The sequence below is a fragment of the Companilactobacillus allii genome, from assembly GCF_001971585.1.
GTDB lineage: Bacteria > Bacillota > Bacilli > Lactobacillales > Lactobacillaceae > Companilactobacillus > Companilactobacillus allii.
In genome coordinates this window covers 1233819-1249126 of record NZ_CP019323.1, presented here as the reverse complement: position 1 = coordinate 1249126, position 15308 = coordinate 1233819, and the positions used below count along the sequence as shown (strand labels likewise).

The 15308-nt window shown below is 35.2% G+C and carries 15 protein-coding genes and 1 tRNA gene; 5 read left to right on the top strand and 11 right to left on the bottom strand.

Going from position 1 to position 15308, the window contains the following annotated elements; all coding sequences use genetic code 11:
• Position 1: 1 nt before the first annotated feature.
• Positions 2-1201 (top strand): GGDEF domain-containing protein, encoded by a 1200-nt coding sequence (locus BTM29_RS06075; protein WP_076614660.1) that lies wholly within the window; start codon positions 2-4, stop codon positions 1199-1201.
• Positions 1202-1293: 92 nt separating this feature from the next.
• On the opposite strand, the gene BTM29_RS06070 is transcribed toward BTM29_RS06075, so the two are convergent.
• From BTM29_RS06070 to BTM29_RS06040, 7 genes are all read right to left on the bottom strand, one after another.
• Positions 1294-1692, bottom strand: a complete 399-nt coding sequence (locus BTM29_RS06070; protein ID WP_076614657.1) for a type II toxin-antitoxin system death-on-curing family toxin — start codon at positions 1690-1692, stop codon at positions 1294-1296.
• Complete coding sequence (locus BTM29_RS06065; protein WP_076614654.1) at positions 1689-1943, bottom strand: AbrB family transcriptional regulator; 255 nt, start codon at positions 1941-1943, stop codon at positions 1689-1691. The genes BTM29_RS06070 and BTM29_RS06065 overlap by 4 nt, the downstream gene beginning before the upstream one ends.
• Positions 1944-2220: 277 nt before the next feature.
• Positions 2221-2847 (bottom strand): DUF6198 family protein, encoded by a 627-nt coding sequence (locus BTM29_RS06060; protein ID WP_076618740.1) that lies wholly within the window; start codon positions 2845-2847, stop codon positions 2221-2223.
• A gap of 69 nt (positions 2848-2916) precedes the next feature.
• Entirely contained in the window at positions 2917-4383 is a 1467-nt protein-coding gene (locus BTM29_RS06055) for a multicopper oxidase family protein (RefSeq protein ID WP_076614652.1), read from the bottom strand.
• Positions 4384-4478: 95 nt separating this feature from the next.
• Entirely contained in the window at positions 4479-5108 is a 630-nt protein-coding gene (locus BTM29_RS06050) for a DUF421 domain-containing protein (RefSeq protein WP_076614650.1), read from the bottom strand.
• A gap of 10 nt (positions 5109-5118) precedes the next feature.
• The gene (locus tag BTM29_RS06045; RefSeq protein WP_076614649.1) at positions 5119-5565 is read right to left on the bottom strand and encodes a DUF3290 family protein; all 447 of its coding nucleotides are present in this window, start codon (positions 5563-5565) and stop codon (positions 5119-5121) included.
• Positions 5566-5644: 79 nt separating this feature from the next.
• On the bottom strand, positions 5645-6151 hold the full coding sequence (locus BTM29_RS06040; protein ID WP_076614648.1) for an acyl-CoA thioesterase: 507 nt from the start codon (positions 6149-6151) through the stop codon (positions 5645-5647).
• A 109-nt stretch (positions 6152-6260) separates the two neighbouring features.
• On the opposite strand from BTM29_RS06040, the gene BTM29_RS06035 reads away from it, so the two are divergent.
• Entirely contained in the window at positions 6261-7985 is a 1725-nt protein-coding gene (locus BTM29_RS06035; RefSeq protein WP_076614647.1) for a hypothetical protein, read from the top strand.
• An 89-nt stretch (positions 7986-8074) separates the two neighbouring features.
• Here the strand turns inward: BTM29_RS06035 and BTM29_RS06030 are convergent, their stop codons facing one another.
• The 4 genes from BTM29_RS06030 to BTM29_RS06015 all read right to left on the bottom strand — a co-directional run bounded on the left by BTM29_RS06030 (position 8075) and on the right by BTM29_RS06015 (position 11404).
• Complete coding sequence (locus BTM29_RS06030) at positions 8075-8839, bottom strand: hypothetical protein (protein ID WP_076614646.1); 765 nt, start codon at positions 8837-8839, stop codon at positions 8075-8077.
• 212 nt (positions 8840-9051) lie between these two features.
• Positions 9052-9125: transfer RNA gene (locus BTM29_RS06025), tRNA-Arg, on the bottom strand.
• 49 nt (positions 9126-9174) lie between these two features.
• A complete protein-coding gene (locus tag BTM29_RS06020; protein WP_076614645.1) occupies positions 9175-10404 on the bottom strand; it encodes a DEAD/DEAH box helicase in 1230 nt (409 codons plus the stop codon).
• 1 nt (position 10405) lies between these two features.
• Positions 10406-11404: a Gfo/Idh/MocA family protein gene (locus BTM29_RS06015; RefSeq protein WP_076614644.1), complete on the bottom strand. Its 999-nt coding sequence runs from the start codon at positions 11402-11404 to the stop codon at positions 10406-10408.
• A gap of 155 nt (positions 11405-11559) precedes the next feature.
• Between BTM29_RS06015 and BTM29_RS06010 the strand changes: the two genes are divergently transcribed.
• The 3 genes from BTM29_RS06010 (at position 11560) to BTM29_RS06000 (ending at position 15208) form a co-directional block, all read left to right on the top strand.
• Positions 11560-12897: an APC family permease gene (locus tag BTM29_RS06010; protein ID WP_076614643.1), complete on the top strand. Its 1338-nt coding sequence runs from the start codon at positions 11560-11562 to the stop codon at positions 12895-12897.
• 72 nt (positions 12898-12969) lie between these two features.
• Positions 12970-14319: a PTS transporter subunit EIIC gene (locus BTM29_RS06005; RefSeq protein ID WP_076614642.1), complete on the top strand. Its 1350-nt coding sequence runs from the start codon at positions 12970-12972 to the stop codon at positions 14317-14319.
• Entirely contained in the window at positions 14303-15208 is a 906-nt protein-coding gene (locus tag BTM29_RS06000) for an alpha/beta hydrolase (protein ID WP_335582996.1), read from the top strand. The genes BTM29_RS06005 and BTM29_RS06000 overlap by 17 nt, the downstream gene beginning before the upstream one ends.
• The last annotated feature ends 100 nt before the right edge of the window (positions 15209-15308 follow it).

Below are 15308 nucleotides of genomic sequence, written 5' to 3'. Positions count from 1 at the left end.
AATGCCAATACAGCTGGAAGCTGGAATTTTTCAAAGACTCTTAGATGTCGACGCAAATATCAACGCCATCATCATTGGTTTGATAACTATTGGATTGATAACTATTCTGACCGTCACGTCGTATAGTTTCGAAGAAATTTCAAGGAAGTACAAAAAATGGTACTACGATATCGCACTAGGTCTAATAGAGGCCTCAGTGCTTATTTTAAGTATGGTCGTTGTTCAACATATCTTTAAGACTATCAATGCTGGTAGTTCCGCCAATTGGTTCTATGCTACAACGCAGATGACCTTGTTGTTATATTCGCTGTATACCATGCAAAACCACTTTATAGATCTGGTCAATATCATAGCGCCAGTTTATATTTTTGGACATCACTTGGCCAATGGATCGACTACTTTAAATACCATATTTATTACAGCGTTCATTGCGTTGGCACTAACCGTTATTTATATCGCTAGAAATAAGAATAGCTTAATAAATCAGGAATGGAAATACATCTTATTACAAGTTATTTATGGTGGTATCTGGTGGATGATCATTTGGTCAATCTACAAGTTCACACTACTATATACGATCAATATGTTATTAGTATTCGTCATTTATATGTGGGTAATTAGATTCGTTGCCAAATGGATCAGGAACTCATTTAACAACTACAATAATATGTCTGAAAAAGTTAATTACGATGAATTAACTGGTATCAGAAATCGTGGTAATTTTGACGAAGTATCCAATGCTATATTCAAAGTATACAGTGAAGAAAAAGACATCCCACTGACAATGGTCATGTTTGATATTGACCACTTCAAAAACTTTAACGATACCTTCGGACATTTGGCAGGAGACCGAGTCTTGAGCCACGTTGCCGAGATATTCCACAGTCAACTATTCAAACGAACAACACGTGGTCAATTGTTCCGATATGGTGGCGAAGAGTTCGTCATAATCTTCCGTGGAATTAATTCCAAAGATGCCATGAAAATAGTTCAAAGCATCCGAGATGAATTAGTAAACAATCCACTGTATTACAACGGAAACAAATTAGACATACGTATTTCCTTTGGTGTATCACAATTATCCCCATCAGATCGTAACTTCAAGGACTTATTCAAACGAGTTGATACTTATCTGTATAAGTCTAAGAAATCTGGTAGGAATAGGTTCACTGTTGAGGGTGATACGGTTGAATTTCAATAACAATCAAAAACAGGTTCGGTTTTCACATTACTTGAAAACTGAACCTGTTTTTATTTTTTATGTTTACTACAGAATGTATGAAAATCTATTTATTAGGCTTTCTTGACTGCTTTTATTTTTAACCATTCAGCAAGAGATACCATCGTTTCTTCAGAGTCAGCACTGTTAGTTACACCCAATATTATTTTTTCACCTTCATCAGCTGTGAATTCCAATTCATAACCATTTATATCTAAAAAAATTAAACCAGCTAATATTGCAGTCCTTTTATTTCCATCCATAAATGGATGCTTTTTAGTGATTTTTTGAATAATAAAAGCAGCCTTAATCCAAATGTTGGGATACAACTCACGGCCAAAAACGCCCTGTTGTGGCTGCTCAATTACTATATCTAAACCTTGTGGATACTGTACACCAATCAAATTACTGTGAGAACGCGTCAAAGCTCTCTTATTTATGGCTATTAGTTCTTCCTTTTTCAGAAAAATCATAGTCGTTCTAATCTTTGCATGAGATCAGCGTGTTTATCCATTAATTTATCCGCTATATCCATAATTTCTGGACGAACATTCTCTACTTTTCTAAAGGTAATTGCTTTTCCGTCTGGAGATACGACCTTCTCAAATTCAGTACTTTCGTCTGCCCCCAAAAAATCACGATCCTTTTTAGAGACGCGAAATGCAAAGGAGTTCCCGTTTTTAAACATTTTTACATCTTTGTTTAGTTCTTCTGGATTAATCATATGTCACCCCGCCATTCAATGTATGTACATTGTACTCTTTAGTACATACTAAATCCAAAATCTTATATTATTTGTTTGCAGTTAGCTAATGGGAGAGAATCGACGTTTACACAAAAAAGGCAAAAAAAAAGATAAGACATAAGTCTTATCTCCGGGAAGGAATCAGTCTTTTTGTATCTGGTAGTCCCTACTTGAAATAGTACAACATATGAACTTTGGACGCAATAGCTATTGAACAAATTATGTTAACTCTTTTTAATATTTATTTAATGAGTTATTAAAGTACATAATGATGCTTCAATGAAGGGAATATTAATTTGTCTGATATACCAATAATTATACCTTGAATAAATATTGCTAATATCGTTCCGATCCCCACTGACAATAGTCTACCTGTAGTAGCAAAACAAATAATCATGATGGTAACTGGTGGAGTATAACTGATCAACTGGCCCCACCCTGCTGATCCATGTAGATATTTGAATCTTAACAAATATGCTAATTCATCATTGGGATGTTGGATAAGGTTACAGCGTTGATATATCGAGGTTCCAACTGAGACTCCTATTAACCCTAAAATATCCAAAATTATCCGAAAGAAAATATTCAAATGGTCTAACTGTAATGGTAAATATAAACTAGAGAAGAATCCAACTAGATAACTAAAGGGCAATGAGAATAGTAAATTGGAAATGAAAATATGACCATCGAATTTACCGATCAACATTTGATTAGCGACAGTTACTAGGACAGCGTAAACGAAAAGCGTCGTTCCATACGGTACATTTATCAAGTGCGATATATTTACACCTGATGCCATCCAAACAGCACTACCGACGTTGCTATCGATCATCAAGGCGTTTGCTGCCGCATCTAGTACAATGGCAAAAATCAAGAATCCCATTCGCTTTTTAAAACTATTATCACCCACAGATTCAACCTCTAATTCTAAAATATGAAATTACAGTACATTCTATTCCTTTTTGGGATGATGCATTTCTTCCATAGAAATCAAATGATACTTGTGTTCTTTGTTTGGATCATATGCTTCAATTTGAGCCATCATTCCGGTATCTTCATGTTCAAGAATATGACAATGATACATATAAACACCAAACTTGGTGAATTTAACGGCCAAACGAACTGTTTCACCGGCATTCACACCGACTACATCTTTCCAGCCATGTTCATTAGGATAGACTTCTTTGCCATTCCTACTTAAAACAAGGAATTGGTTACCATGCATGTGGAAAGGATGAATCATTCCTTGGTGCATGTCATTTGTATTGGTAACATCCCAAAGGACCGTATCACCAATCTTTTGCCTCTTATCAATTCTTTGCATATCAAACAACTTACCATCAAGTCTAACTTGATCATCCATACCTGACATAACAGTATGAACTATTTGTGTTCCCTTTGTGGGGATCGGTGTTGGAATTGTTGTTAAGTGTTCTGGCAATTCAACGTCACTACGTTTGTATTCACCGATTCTAAACTTCATGATTGGAATATTGTCTGACATTAAAGTAACAATGTCTCCTGGCTTCTTATCACCAAAGTCCACGATCACCTCAGCACGTTCAGCACAGGTTAACATCAACCTTGTAAACTGTACCGGCTCTGGTAGTGTTCCACCATCTGAGGCGATTTGTGTAAATTCATGTTCATCATCAAAGTGTAAACGCCATTCACGACGATTGGCACCGTTTAATATACGTAATCTAACTCGTTGTGTTGACACATCAAACACACCATTAACAGTACCGTTGACCAAGGCATATGTACCTAATGTCCCATCCATATCATAGTCAGCATCATAGTCTAGTTGATTGTCGTGATAATTCCTATCTTGAAGAATCAAAGGAATATCATCAACACCGTAATTTCTTGGGAATGGTAACTTAGACTCCTCTTCATCAGTCACAACAACTGCAGCAGCTAATCCGCGATAGACTTGGCGGGCTGTATTTGGGCAGGGATGTGGATGTAGCCAGTCAGTTTGGGCTTGTTGATCCAACGTAAAGTCAATATCTCGACTGCCACCTGGATATACTGGTGCATGTGGACCACCATCAACAATAGGCCCTGTAACGTTTAATCCATGCCAATGAAAAGTCGTTACTTCTGGTAGTTTATTAACAAGATGAACATGATAATGAACACCTTTTTTATAGACGATCGTCTTCCCCAACAGACTAGTACTGTATCCCCAAGTCTTAGTCTTCTTACCGGGAAGAATCTGTGTTTCACCTTCTTGAGCAGTCAATGTGTAATAGACATCGTTACCATCAATTTTTTCAGGCTTCAATAATTCTGGAATATTCAACGGCTTATCTGGTACCTCCTCGTGTGTTTCAAGAGGAATATACCCTGCATCATGCAAATCAAATATCGGTTCATCAAAGAAATAATCATTGTAAACTTTCTTTTCACTCAATTTATTCGCCTTCCATTCTCTTTTTATAATACAAAAAGATTTATCATCTATATTTTAATACTTTAATCATAAGTATTAAAATAGATATCTAATTATTAATAAGTATAGGCGATTATCTTGCCATTAACATAATTCGCCAAGTAAATATCTGAAACATCTAGACTCTGCTCTTTAAGCTTTTGGCTGACCCATTGTGGATCACGACCAATCATCTCTAGTTCATCAGTATTGATCTTCCCATCTAATACAACGGGATATTTGATATTCTCTTCATCATTCATAATAATAGTCAACTGGCCATTTTGCTCAAACACAGCACGTTTAACATTACTAATATCAGTGACACCGGCTGTACGCAACTTAAATGACAGATCAGATGCCGATAAGCCATTGCGTAAGGCTAGATCAACATCTATCTTGCCATTTTTGACGATCATCTTAGGAGAACCAATAATCATTCTTCTAAAGTAGACATTGTGATTGGATAAGAACTTGGCAATGAAGACTATCAACGTCCAAATTATCAATACTAAAGTAAATTGAAAAGTTGTAATACTAGAATTGTAAATCATCCCTCCGACAATACCACCCAGTACATAATTCTGTAATTGGTCAATTGCACTAGTTGGTGCAATATTGCTCTTACCAAAAAGATTGATTTGAATAACCATGAAAAGAAACCCAATGGTTAGTTTTAAAGCTAAATTACCATACGATAGATCCATAACTTATCTCCTATTTCACCAAATTGATTTGACTGGAGTCAACAATACTAGCCTTACTCAAAGTGTAACTATTAGTAGTATTATCAAAACTTACACGATAATAATTCTTCCCATTCTTGATCAACATTCCTTCACTCAAACTAGAACTGTTTGAATATAGCTTTTTCTTAGATATTTTCTTCTCTTTAGCAATCGAATTCATCAGCGTTAATGTTTGATTGGTCTGATTATTGACGTCGATCTGTTTTTCATAATTGTTATAGTTGATTCCAATAAACAAAGCTATACCAAAGCCAAAAATAACGGCCAGATCACGATACTTATTATCCTTACGATTTCTAAAATAAAGTGCCCCTGTAATTATTAACGAAATGGATAAAGCAGATAATACAAAAATAAACAAAAAATTAGGTTCTTGGTTTTGAGCATACAGATGCTCATACGAATAAAAAGTCATTGTAGTTCCCTCTCAGATTTATACGACTTACTAATATTTTAAAACAAAAAAATTGATTTCAGTTAAGAAATCAACTTTTTTAATTTGACCAAGGAAATTCCAAACTAATATTATTATTAAATTCTCGTTGTTTCTTCAATTTTCTCATTCGTTCAGTTTGTCTTTGCTCATACCCCTGACAAACAAACTTATATTCACTAGTATCAGGGACTATCTTTGGTAACTGTATTCCACGCTCAACTACGACAAATGATGAAAAACACGTCAAGCCCAAAAATCTCTCGCCAGTTTTCAAATGTTCACCAATTATTTTGGTGAACACTTCAATTGAACGACTACCGACACCTGAGACGTATGATTCTGTACACATCGAATCTTGTAATTTGAATGGCAAAATGAAATTGACTTGATCAATGGATGCAGTGACTGTTTCAATCCTGGCCACTCGAGAAGCTGGGATTGACGAATTATCATCTATAGTAGAAAGAATCTTACCGCCAAAGACAGTATCGTGTTCATTCAAGTCAGAAGAAAATACTCGATGATTACTGATAGATAAGGTTTGCGAAACATTTAATGATTCCATGATTTTACCTCGTAGTAGAATTAATTACCTTTATTATACCGAATTAATCACTCCCCTGAATATCAACTGAGTGATTAATTCGGTATAATATTTAGGACAAGGGGAAATTATGCAAATTTTTGACAAGAAAAAGAAACCATTAACGCTATTTTTAACAATACTTTTATACGCGATACTAGCTCTCATTATGACATTGACACTCAATAGCAAAGGGATTATTTGGGGAAGTGATGACGCAACTTTTCATATTGGTAGACTAGTTTCAGTTAGTCATTCCTTTCAAGATGGTAATTTAATACCCACTATTTCTACTTCTAATTTTAGGCTGATTGGTTATGCCATTAACCTATTCTATCCTTACGTGACAATTGCCCCTATTGCTTTATTATTCATACTTTTCAACAATCCCATCACAGCTTTTTACACTGGAATGGGTATTTACTTATTCATTTCCTTTTTGATCAGCCATTTTGTTATGAAGAAGTTCTCACAATCAACTCTTAATTCAGTTATTTTCTCGTTATTCTATAATTTATCGACATATATGTTGATAGAGATCCTTCCGAGAGCTGATATTGCGGAATTCATTGCTATGATGATATTGCCGATCTGCTTTTTGGGATTCTACAATGTATTCTTTGGCGATTTTAGAAAATGGAGCTTCTTAGCAATTGGCATGTCGGCTTTATTACTGACACACCTTTTATCCACCGTCATCTGTGCATTCTTTTTCATATTCATTTTGATATTGTATATTATTAAGTCAAATCACTTCATATCAAGGTTAAAATCCCTACTCAAGGCTATAGTTGCCACAGTTTGTGCTAGTGCAGTTTTCTTATTCCCATTTATAAGCGAAATAACTTATCAGCCTTACTCTCAACCATCCCCTTACATCCTTAAGGGAAAAGTACTTATCAAGATGATTCAATCTAGCTTTCTAAATAGTAGCGTCCAAAGTTATGACGGTAATACTTACAACATCGGTGTTTTCTTGATGGCTGCTTTGATATTGGGGTTGATTTTTTATTTCAAATTGCCAACATTATATCAACGAATCTATACTCTAGCATTCCTATCCTTCTTTATGGCAACGGATATTTTCCCTTGGTATATATTCCAAAATACACCAATAAAAGTTATCCAGTTTCCCTTTAGATTCTTAATGATTGCTACTTTGTTGACATCGATTATTGCTGCTAAGTTAGTCGAGATGTTTATAACTGAGTTCAATCTCCAGAAATATCAGGTGGTTATCACAACACTACTTGCTATATTATTGTGTGGATTTTGGATTTCATCAGCACAAATAGCACAGAGCAAACCATTTATTAATAGCAAATACAATATACTCACTGAAAAACAAATAAAGTCACATAAGTTCTATGAGGACTATTACGAACAATATTCACCTGCTTCTGCTGGCAAACATATTGCCGACACAACTTGGAATATTGGTAAGATAAATAATCACCCTGTTGTCTTCCACCCCAAATCAAAGAAAGAATCTATAGTTATCAAAACCGGTGAAATTCAAAAAAATAGCGTTGTAGCACTCCCCATCATTCGTTACAAAAATACTAAGTTAAGTCTGAATGGAAAGAACACCCATTTTAAAACTAGTAATAACGGAACCGTTCAAGTAAAAATGAAACATAAAATAAAACATCCCGTCTTTAAGATAACTTATGAGAAAGATAATTTGATATACTTTAGTGCAGCTCTGTCATTGGTAACTTGGCTTTACTTGTTATATCGACTAAAAATTGAAAAAAGGCTACAGAACTATGAGTTATACTTGTTATCTAAAATAAATCGGAATACTAGGGTGTAAATATATGGACTAGTGAAACTAAGTTGGTTAGAAATATAGTAAAAGAAGTGGATCTCTAAATTAGAGGTCCACTTCTTTTGAATAATTATTTAAATTGACTTATTTACATCATTGGTCAATTTAAATAAGGAATTAAATTCATTTTTTTCAGTACCCTTTAAATCCTGAATCAATTTATTATTTACTACATATTCTTCTCTCTTAGTATTATAAACCCAATATTCTTCCTCAACATTTACCGGATCATATTGCTTTATATGATCTTTTTTTCCACCATAATCAATTTTTCCTTTTTTCAATGAAATAATAATCTTCCCACCAATCCTTGGTAAGGGATACTTCATCTTTTTTACATATATCATTTGTCCATCATTTGCAGTATCTTGAGCATCTGGACTAGCGTAATTATTTTTAGGAATCAATCCACCCTCAGTAAAATATTTCACATTACGATCTAATAGATTTTTATTACCGGATAATACTTTATCAACATGAATGATTATTTTAGTCGTTGGTATTATTGACTGATTTCCTTGCTCAAGATTCATTACCGTTCCTTGTATTAAAATAGTATTTTTCTTTTGAAATGATTTTATCGATTTTGGTGCAGTATCTACTGAAGGTAGTTTCTCAGTATATTTGAGTGATTGAACCTTTTCAGCAGCAGAAACATTTTTATTCCATGTAACTTGATTTGATTTTATTTTTCTTAATCTTGAGTCAGTATAATAGCTATTTGAGTCACTGGACTTAATTCTATTTGACGAATTTTTTGAACAGCTTATGAGAAAAAGCAGTGAAAGCAGTGAAAGTAAAATATAGCATTTTGCTTTGAGATTAATTGATTTTTTCATTAATATCCTCTGTCATATGTTTTATTTACACGCATACAATTTTCATTCCTAATAAAGAAAAAACACTCAATGAAATTATTACTACTAACTAATTTCATCATACTCTCTTATTCATTTTATTTATACAGATCTTCAAATATATGAATACACAAAAACCGTAATCCACATTTATCAGGAATTACGGTTTTTCATAAACTATTTAAATAACTCAATGATCCCTCTCGGAATCGAACCGAGGACCTACTGCTTAGGAGGCAGTTGCTCTATCCTACTGAGCCAAGGGACCAAAATGACACTACTATTAATAGTGCCACCAATTTATTACAATGTAAAGACTATTTAGCTTGTCTATCCTTTGTAGGTACACGTCTCTTACCCTTATTCTTTTGGTCACGGAGACGCTTTTTAGGTTTTGCTTTAGGTTGTTGCTTTTGTGCTTCTTTCTTTTCTTTGCGATAAGTCTGTTTGTCAGAGAATGTTCCATCACGATTCAAGAACACTTTTTTGACTTCTTCATCCGTGAATCCTTGCAAGTTTCTAAAGTCATGACTATTACCAAATGTAACAACATTACCAGCCTTACCCATTCTACCAGTACGTCCACCACGGTGAACATATTCACTATTATCACGTGGAATCATGTAGTTAATGATCGTAGTAATATCGTCAATATCCATACCACGGGCAGCAACATCAGTGGTCAACAGTAAGTTGACCTTTTTACTGGCAAAGGATTGTAATGCAGATTTACGTTGTTGTGAAGACATTTTGCTGTCCAAAGCAACGAAATTCGTCTTATTATAATGCAAATCACTAACGATCTTGTGAAGTGAACGAGAATTATTGAAGAAAACTATTCCCTTAAATTTTCTATCATGTGCCATTTCTCTAATCAAGGCATTCTTAGTATTATCAGTGGCAGCGTTGATGAAGAAGTGCTTGATACCTGCAGTATATGAGCTATCACTTCTTTGGTCGATCGTCAAAAAGTCTTGTCCAAACCACTTACGCATGTCTTTGAATATCTCATTACCTGTGGCTGAGAAAAATGTCATTTGAACATCAGGAGGCATTTGAGAGATCGTATCTCTAACTGGTTCAAGCTTAGACTCATTTAACATTTCATCTGCTTCATCGACAATAACTGTTTGGATTTTGCCTAGTTTAACTTTACGAGCTTCAACAAGTTCGTTCAGTCGACCCAAAGTGGCAACCAATACTTCAGGTTTTTCTCGCAACTTCTTTAATTGACGTTGCGGATTTGCGCCACCAGTTACGGCTTGTACACTACATCCAACATTTTGGGCTAATGGTTGTAATACTTTTCTAACTTGAATGGCTAATTCTTGGGATGGTTCAAGGATCAACACTTGTAATCCATCTCTTGGTACGAGAGTTTCGATCATCGGCATTGCAAAAGCTAAGGTTTTACCTGAGCCTGTCGGTGCCATAGCAATCATGTCTTTGCCTTCTTTAAATGGCATATAGACTGATTCTTGTATCTTAGTTAGTGCCTCAAATTTATTTTCTTTGAAATAATCTTGATATAATTTTGGTATTTCCACTTTATTCTTCCTTATCTGCTTCAAAAACAAGTCCAGCACTGGTTCTGGCCTGTTCTAGCACTCGATTCACTTTTCTAGCATAATCGAATAATTTTTCATACGAGGTAGTATCTTTTTCGTTCATAATTCTAGCAAACTCAATTGCCTCTGAATCCATTGGATTATCACTCTTAGTTGTTGGTAATTCAGTTAATTTTTTCTCTTCATTTGCCTCTGTTAAACGATTAATATCGCCAGCACTATCCAATAACAATGTCTTCTTACCAAAGTAGATTTCTGAAGGCATATATGAGTTCTTAGTCTTACCAATTAAGATATTGACATCAAACTTATCATATTTCAAAGTCAAGCTACCTGAACCATCGATACCAGAATTCAATATCTCTGCTTCATAGTCAACAGAATTTGGTGCTCCAAACAATACTACAGCATCATAGACCGTATATACACCTAAATCATACAATGCACCACCAGAAAATTTGGGATTGAAGATATTTGGTAGATTACCGGCCAAAAAGTCATCATAACGACTTGAATACTTGATATAAGAAAGTGTGGCTCCACTTAACTCATCTTGATTATCCTTTACAAACTCTTGAGCCTTCTTAAAGATCGGTTCATGTATCTGTCTAGCAGCTTCAAACAAATACACGCCTTTTGCATGTGCCAATGTATCTAAGATGGCAAATTCACGTACATTTGATGTACTTGGCTTTTCAACGATTACATTCTTACCATTCTCAATGGCAAGTCTTGCTTGGCCAAAGTGTAAAGCATTTGGGGATGCAATATATACTGTGTCAAAATCATCACTTGCAAAGAAGCTTTCAAGACTATCACTTAAGTTGATATTTGACTTACCAAGTTTTTCAACGAATGCTTGGGCTTTTTCTTCAGTGCGAGAATAGACTTGTGTTAATTTGAACGACTTAGTCTCTTCTGCAGCTTCAATAAACTGTTGTGTGATCCAGTTTGTTCCAATTATACCTAAATTTCTCATAAAAACACCTCATTTAATTTAGTGAAAATTAGAGACTTTTTCACTCTCTATGTATAATTCTACTTATATAACTAAATAATTGCTACCAAAAACATTACAGCGTTCCTAAATTGTTGTAAAATATTATCTTACGGTAAAATTTAGGAGTTTTTATTATGGAAAATGAAGCAGAAAAATTAAAGCGAGAACTAGGTTTTTTCCCAGCTTTATCCACTGTGATGGGACTAGTTATCGGTGGTGGTGTATTCTTCAAAATATCAAGTGTAACAGCCGCCACGGGTTCTGCTAGTTTAACGATCTTTGTTTGGCTGTTAAGTGGTTTCATCACTATTAACGCTGGACTATCAATCGCTGAACTCGCAGCCGCACTACCAATTGCCGGTGGTATTTACAAATATATCGAATATATTTATGGCAAAATCCCAGCCTTCTTGCTGGCTTGGGCACAATCAGTTATTTACTACCCTGCTGGAATATCGGCCTTATCAATTATATTTGCCACCCAAGTCATCAACCTATGTAACCTATCGGCAAGTCTACAGATACCGATTGCTATAACGTTAGTAGTCTTCTTATACTTAGTAAATTTACTTGGAGCAAGAGTTGGAGGATCTATTCAATCAATCTCACTGATTGCCAAGCTCATCCCCATTGTCCTAATAGTCGTAGTCGGCCTATTCACACATTCAAGCAATAATATTTCACTCTTCCCGATAACAAGTGGTAGTCATCCAGATTTTTGGTCTTCACTAGGTGGTGGACTTCTTGCAACCATGTTTGCTTTTGATGGCTGGATGAACGTTGGAAATCTTGCCGGTGAGATGAAGAAGCCGGAAAAGGACTTATCACGGTCTATAATTATTGGATTATTCTTGATCACACTTATTTATGTAACGATAAGCTTTGTCTTTATCAAAGAATTACCATTCCATTTGATCCCCGGAAATCAAAACGCTGCTTCTGAAGCTGCGATTAATATTTTTGGTAATATCGGTGGCAAAATCGTCACGATCGGTATCTTGGTCTCTGTCTTTGGTGCAGTTAATGGATATACGATGACTGGACCTCGTGTAGGTTATGTACTAGGTGCTGATGATCAGATCATCTTTAGTAATTTCTTCGCTAAATTAACCAAACACACTAGCATCCCTGCAAACGCTGGATTGGTGCAAACTATCATCGCAATCATCATGGTATTCATGGGGAGTTTTGATTTTTTAACCGATATGTTGGTATTTGTCATGTGGATCTTCTCATTGATGATGTTTGTGGGAGTATTTATTCTTAGGAAGAAAGAGCCAGAATTAAAACGACCTTATAAGATCAACTTCTATCCAATACCGCCAATAATTGCAATCATCGGTGGTACTTATATTGTTATATCAACTTTATTCAGACAGCCTGTTTTGGCGGTAACCGGTATCGTTATAACACTTCTGGGATTACCGATTTATTATCTACATCAATATAACAAAAAAAAGAGGTCGCTATAATGGCGACTTCTTTTTTTTAACGTTATAATCTATTTGATTTCATAAACCCCGAAAGTATCGTAGGTGTTAAAAATGGATAATTTATTTAAAAATAAATTTGAACAAAAACTAGCTCAGATAACTTTGAAATTACAAAAATTATTATTTTATCGAATAATACAAAGAACTGTCATGATGATATTTCCCTTTGTATTATTTGGTGGCTACATTAAAATAATACAAATAACCCTGCTTGGCAAGGATAGTTTTCTCACCAATGTCATCCCCAAATTGAATAATGACTTCATATTTAATCAAATAAATGACATCGCCACGGCATTATATAGTCTGACTCTTGGTTTTGTTGCAGTAATGGCAACTTTTTGCGCGGCAAAATACACTGCCAAATACTTCAATAGAGATGATCAGCTTGCTGGATTGACAAGTATCAGCTCACTATTAATAATCTCTTTTACCTATTCAAGGGTTCAACCTATATCCTTTCACGGTGAACTACTAGGGATACGTGGCTTATTATTTGCCATTCTTTTAGGTATGTTAGTCGGTTGGATCTTTAAGGTAACCAGTCCAACAGCACCAAATCATCGTGCCAAACATTTATCTAGCAATATTTTGGAACGTACCTTTATTTCACTGAAAGCCATTGCTTTGATTTTGTTACTATCAGTTGCTGTCAGTTTTTTAGTCAATATAACTTATTACTCAGATTTGCCGAACAATATCATGTATTCACTGGCAAGTAATTACCATAGTAATAATCAATTCATTCAGCTATTAAGTACCTTGGGATTCTCACTATATACGATCATTGCATCTTTTTTTGGCTGGTCAGGTATCTATTCTCCTATAGAGATCGAAAAACCCGACAGCACGGCTTCAGTAGTTGAAAACTTGAATTATGCGCTTAATCACCATACTGCTTGGGGTGCTCCTCATTTATTCACTAGTAACACGCTTTATCACCCTTTTGCAACTTTTGGTGGAACTGGTTCGATCTTGGCCTTGATCATTGCTATATTTCTAGTATCCAGAGACCCTGATTTTCAAATAGTCGCTCGTTGGTCAATGCTTCCTAGTATCTTCGATATCGGCAGTAGTGCAATGTCTGGGATACCAGTCTTCTTTAACATTATCTTTATCATCCCATTTATTCTGGCACCACTGGCCTGCATGATACTGGCGGCTATTACACTTCAGCTTCACTTGATGCCACCTAGTGTTTATCCCGTCCCGATGGGAACTCCGGGATTATTGGAATCATTCATTGGTACCAATGGTAGTTTTCAGGCATTGATTTTTTCATTTGTTAGCCTGATCGTATCAGTTTACATTTATATTCCATTCGTAAGAATTGCTGAAAAACTAAAGACTATTGATAACTTGGCCTTAGATCAAGGTGGCGACCATGATGAAAAGAGCTAAACGTGTAAATAAAAAAACAATTCAAAAAAAATCTTTGAAATATCTAATCATCCTTTCACTTATCTTGATTATCTTAGGAATACCTTCATATATTTGGACTAAGAAGAATGTATCGACCTTAGCAGGTAGATATAATTCACCAATGGCACCTATTATTATGATCCCAGGAAGTAGTGCTTCGGCAGACCGCTTCGACGATCTCGTTAAAACAATCAACAAGCGATATGGGGAACATCACAGCCTATTGAAGCTAACTGTTCAAACTAACGGTAAAATCACTTACAAGGGCTCTATTCGTGCTAATGACGACAGTCCCTTTATCGTAGTTGGATTCATTAATAACAAAGATGGATACGATAATATCAAGAAACAAGCCAAATGGTTCAACACTGCCTTTGATCAACTAAAGGAACGCTACAGATTCAACACCTTCAATGCCTTTGGACATTCTAATGGGGGTTTGATCTGGACTTATTTTCTTGAACATTACTTTGACGACACCTCTATCAACATTGATTCTCTACTGACAGTCGGCTCTCCATATAACTTTGAAGAGAAGAATAGTTCCAACCGTACCCAAATGTTGAACGACTTTATTAAGAGTAAGGCCAAATTGCCAAGTAACTTAACATATTACTCAATTGCTGGAACACAGCTCTATACCGATGACGGTATCGTCCCTATTGGTAGTGTGGATGCAGGTAAGTATATTTATGAAGGAGTAATCAAGCGTTACACCCTCATAACTCTTACTGGTAGTAAGGCTCAGCACTCCGATATGATTGCTAATAATCAGTTTATTTCGATTTTTCACCAGTACATTATTGGAAATAAGCTTAATAATACCAATGATAAGTCAAATAAGAAGTCGCAAGAAGATACTAGATAACTGATTTTGTCAAGTTGAAAAGAGTTATTTTATACCTTAAATAGCTGACTTTCCCTGCTGTATATGGCATTCAAACTTGTTTTTAATTCTATGCTTGAAT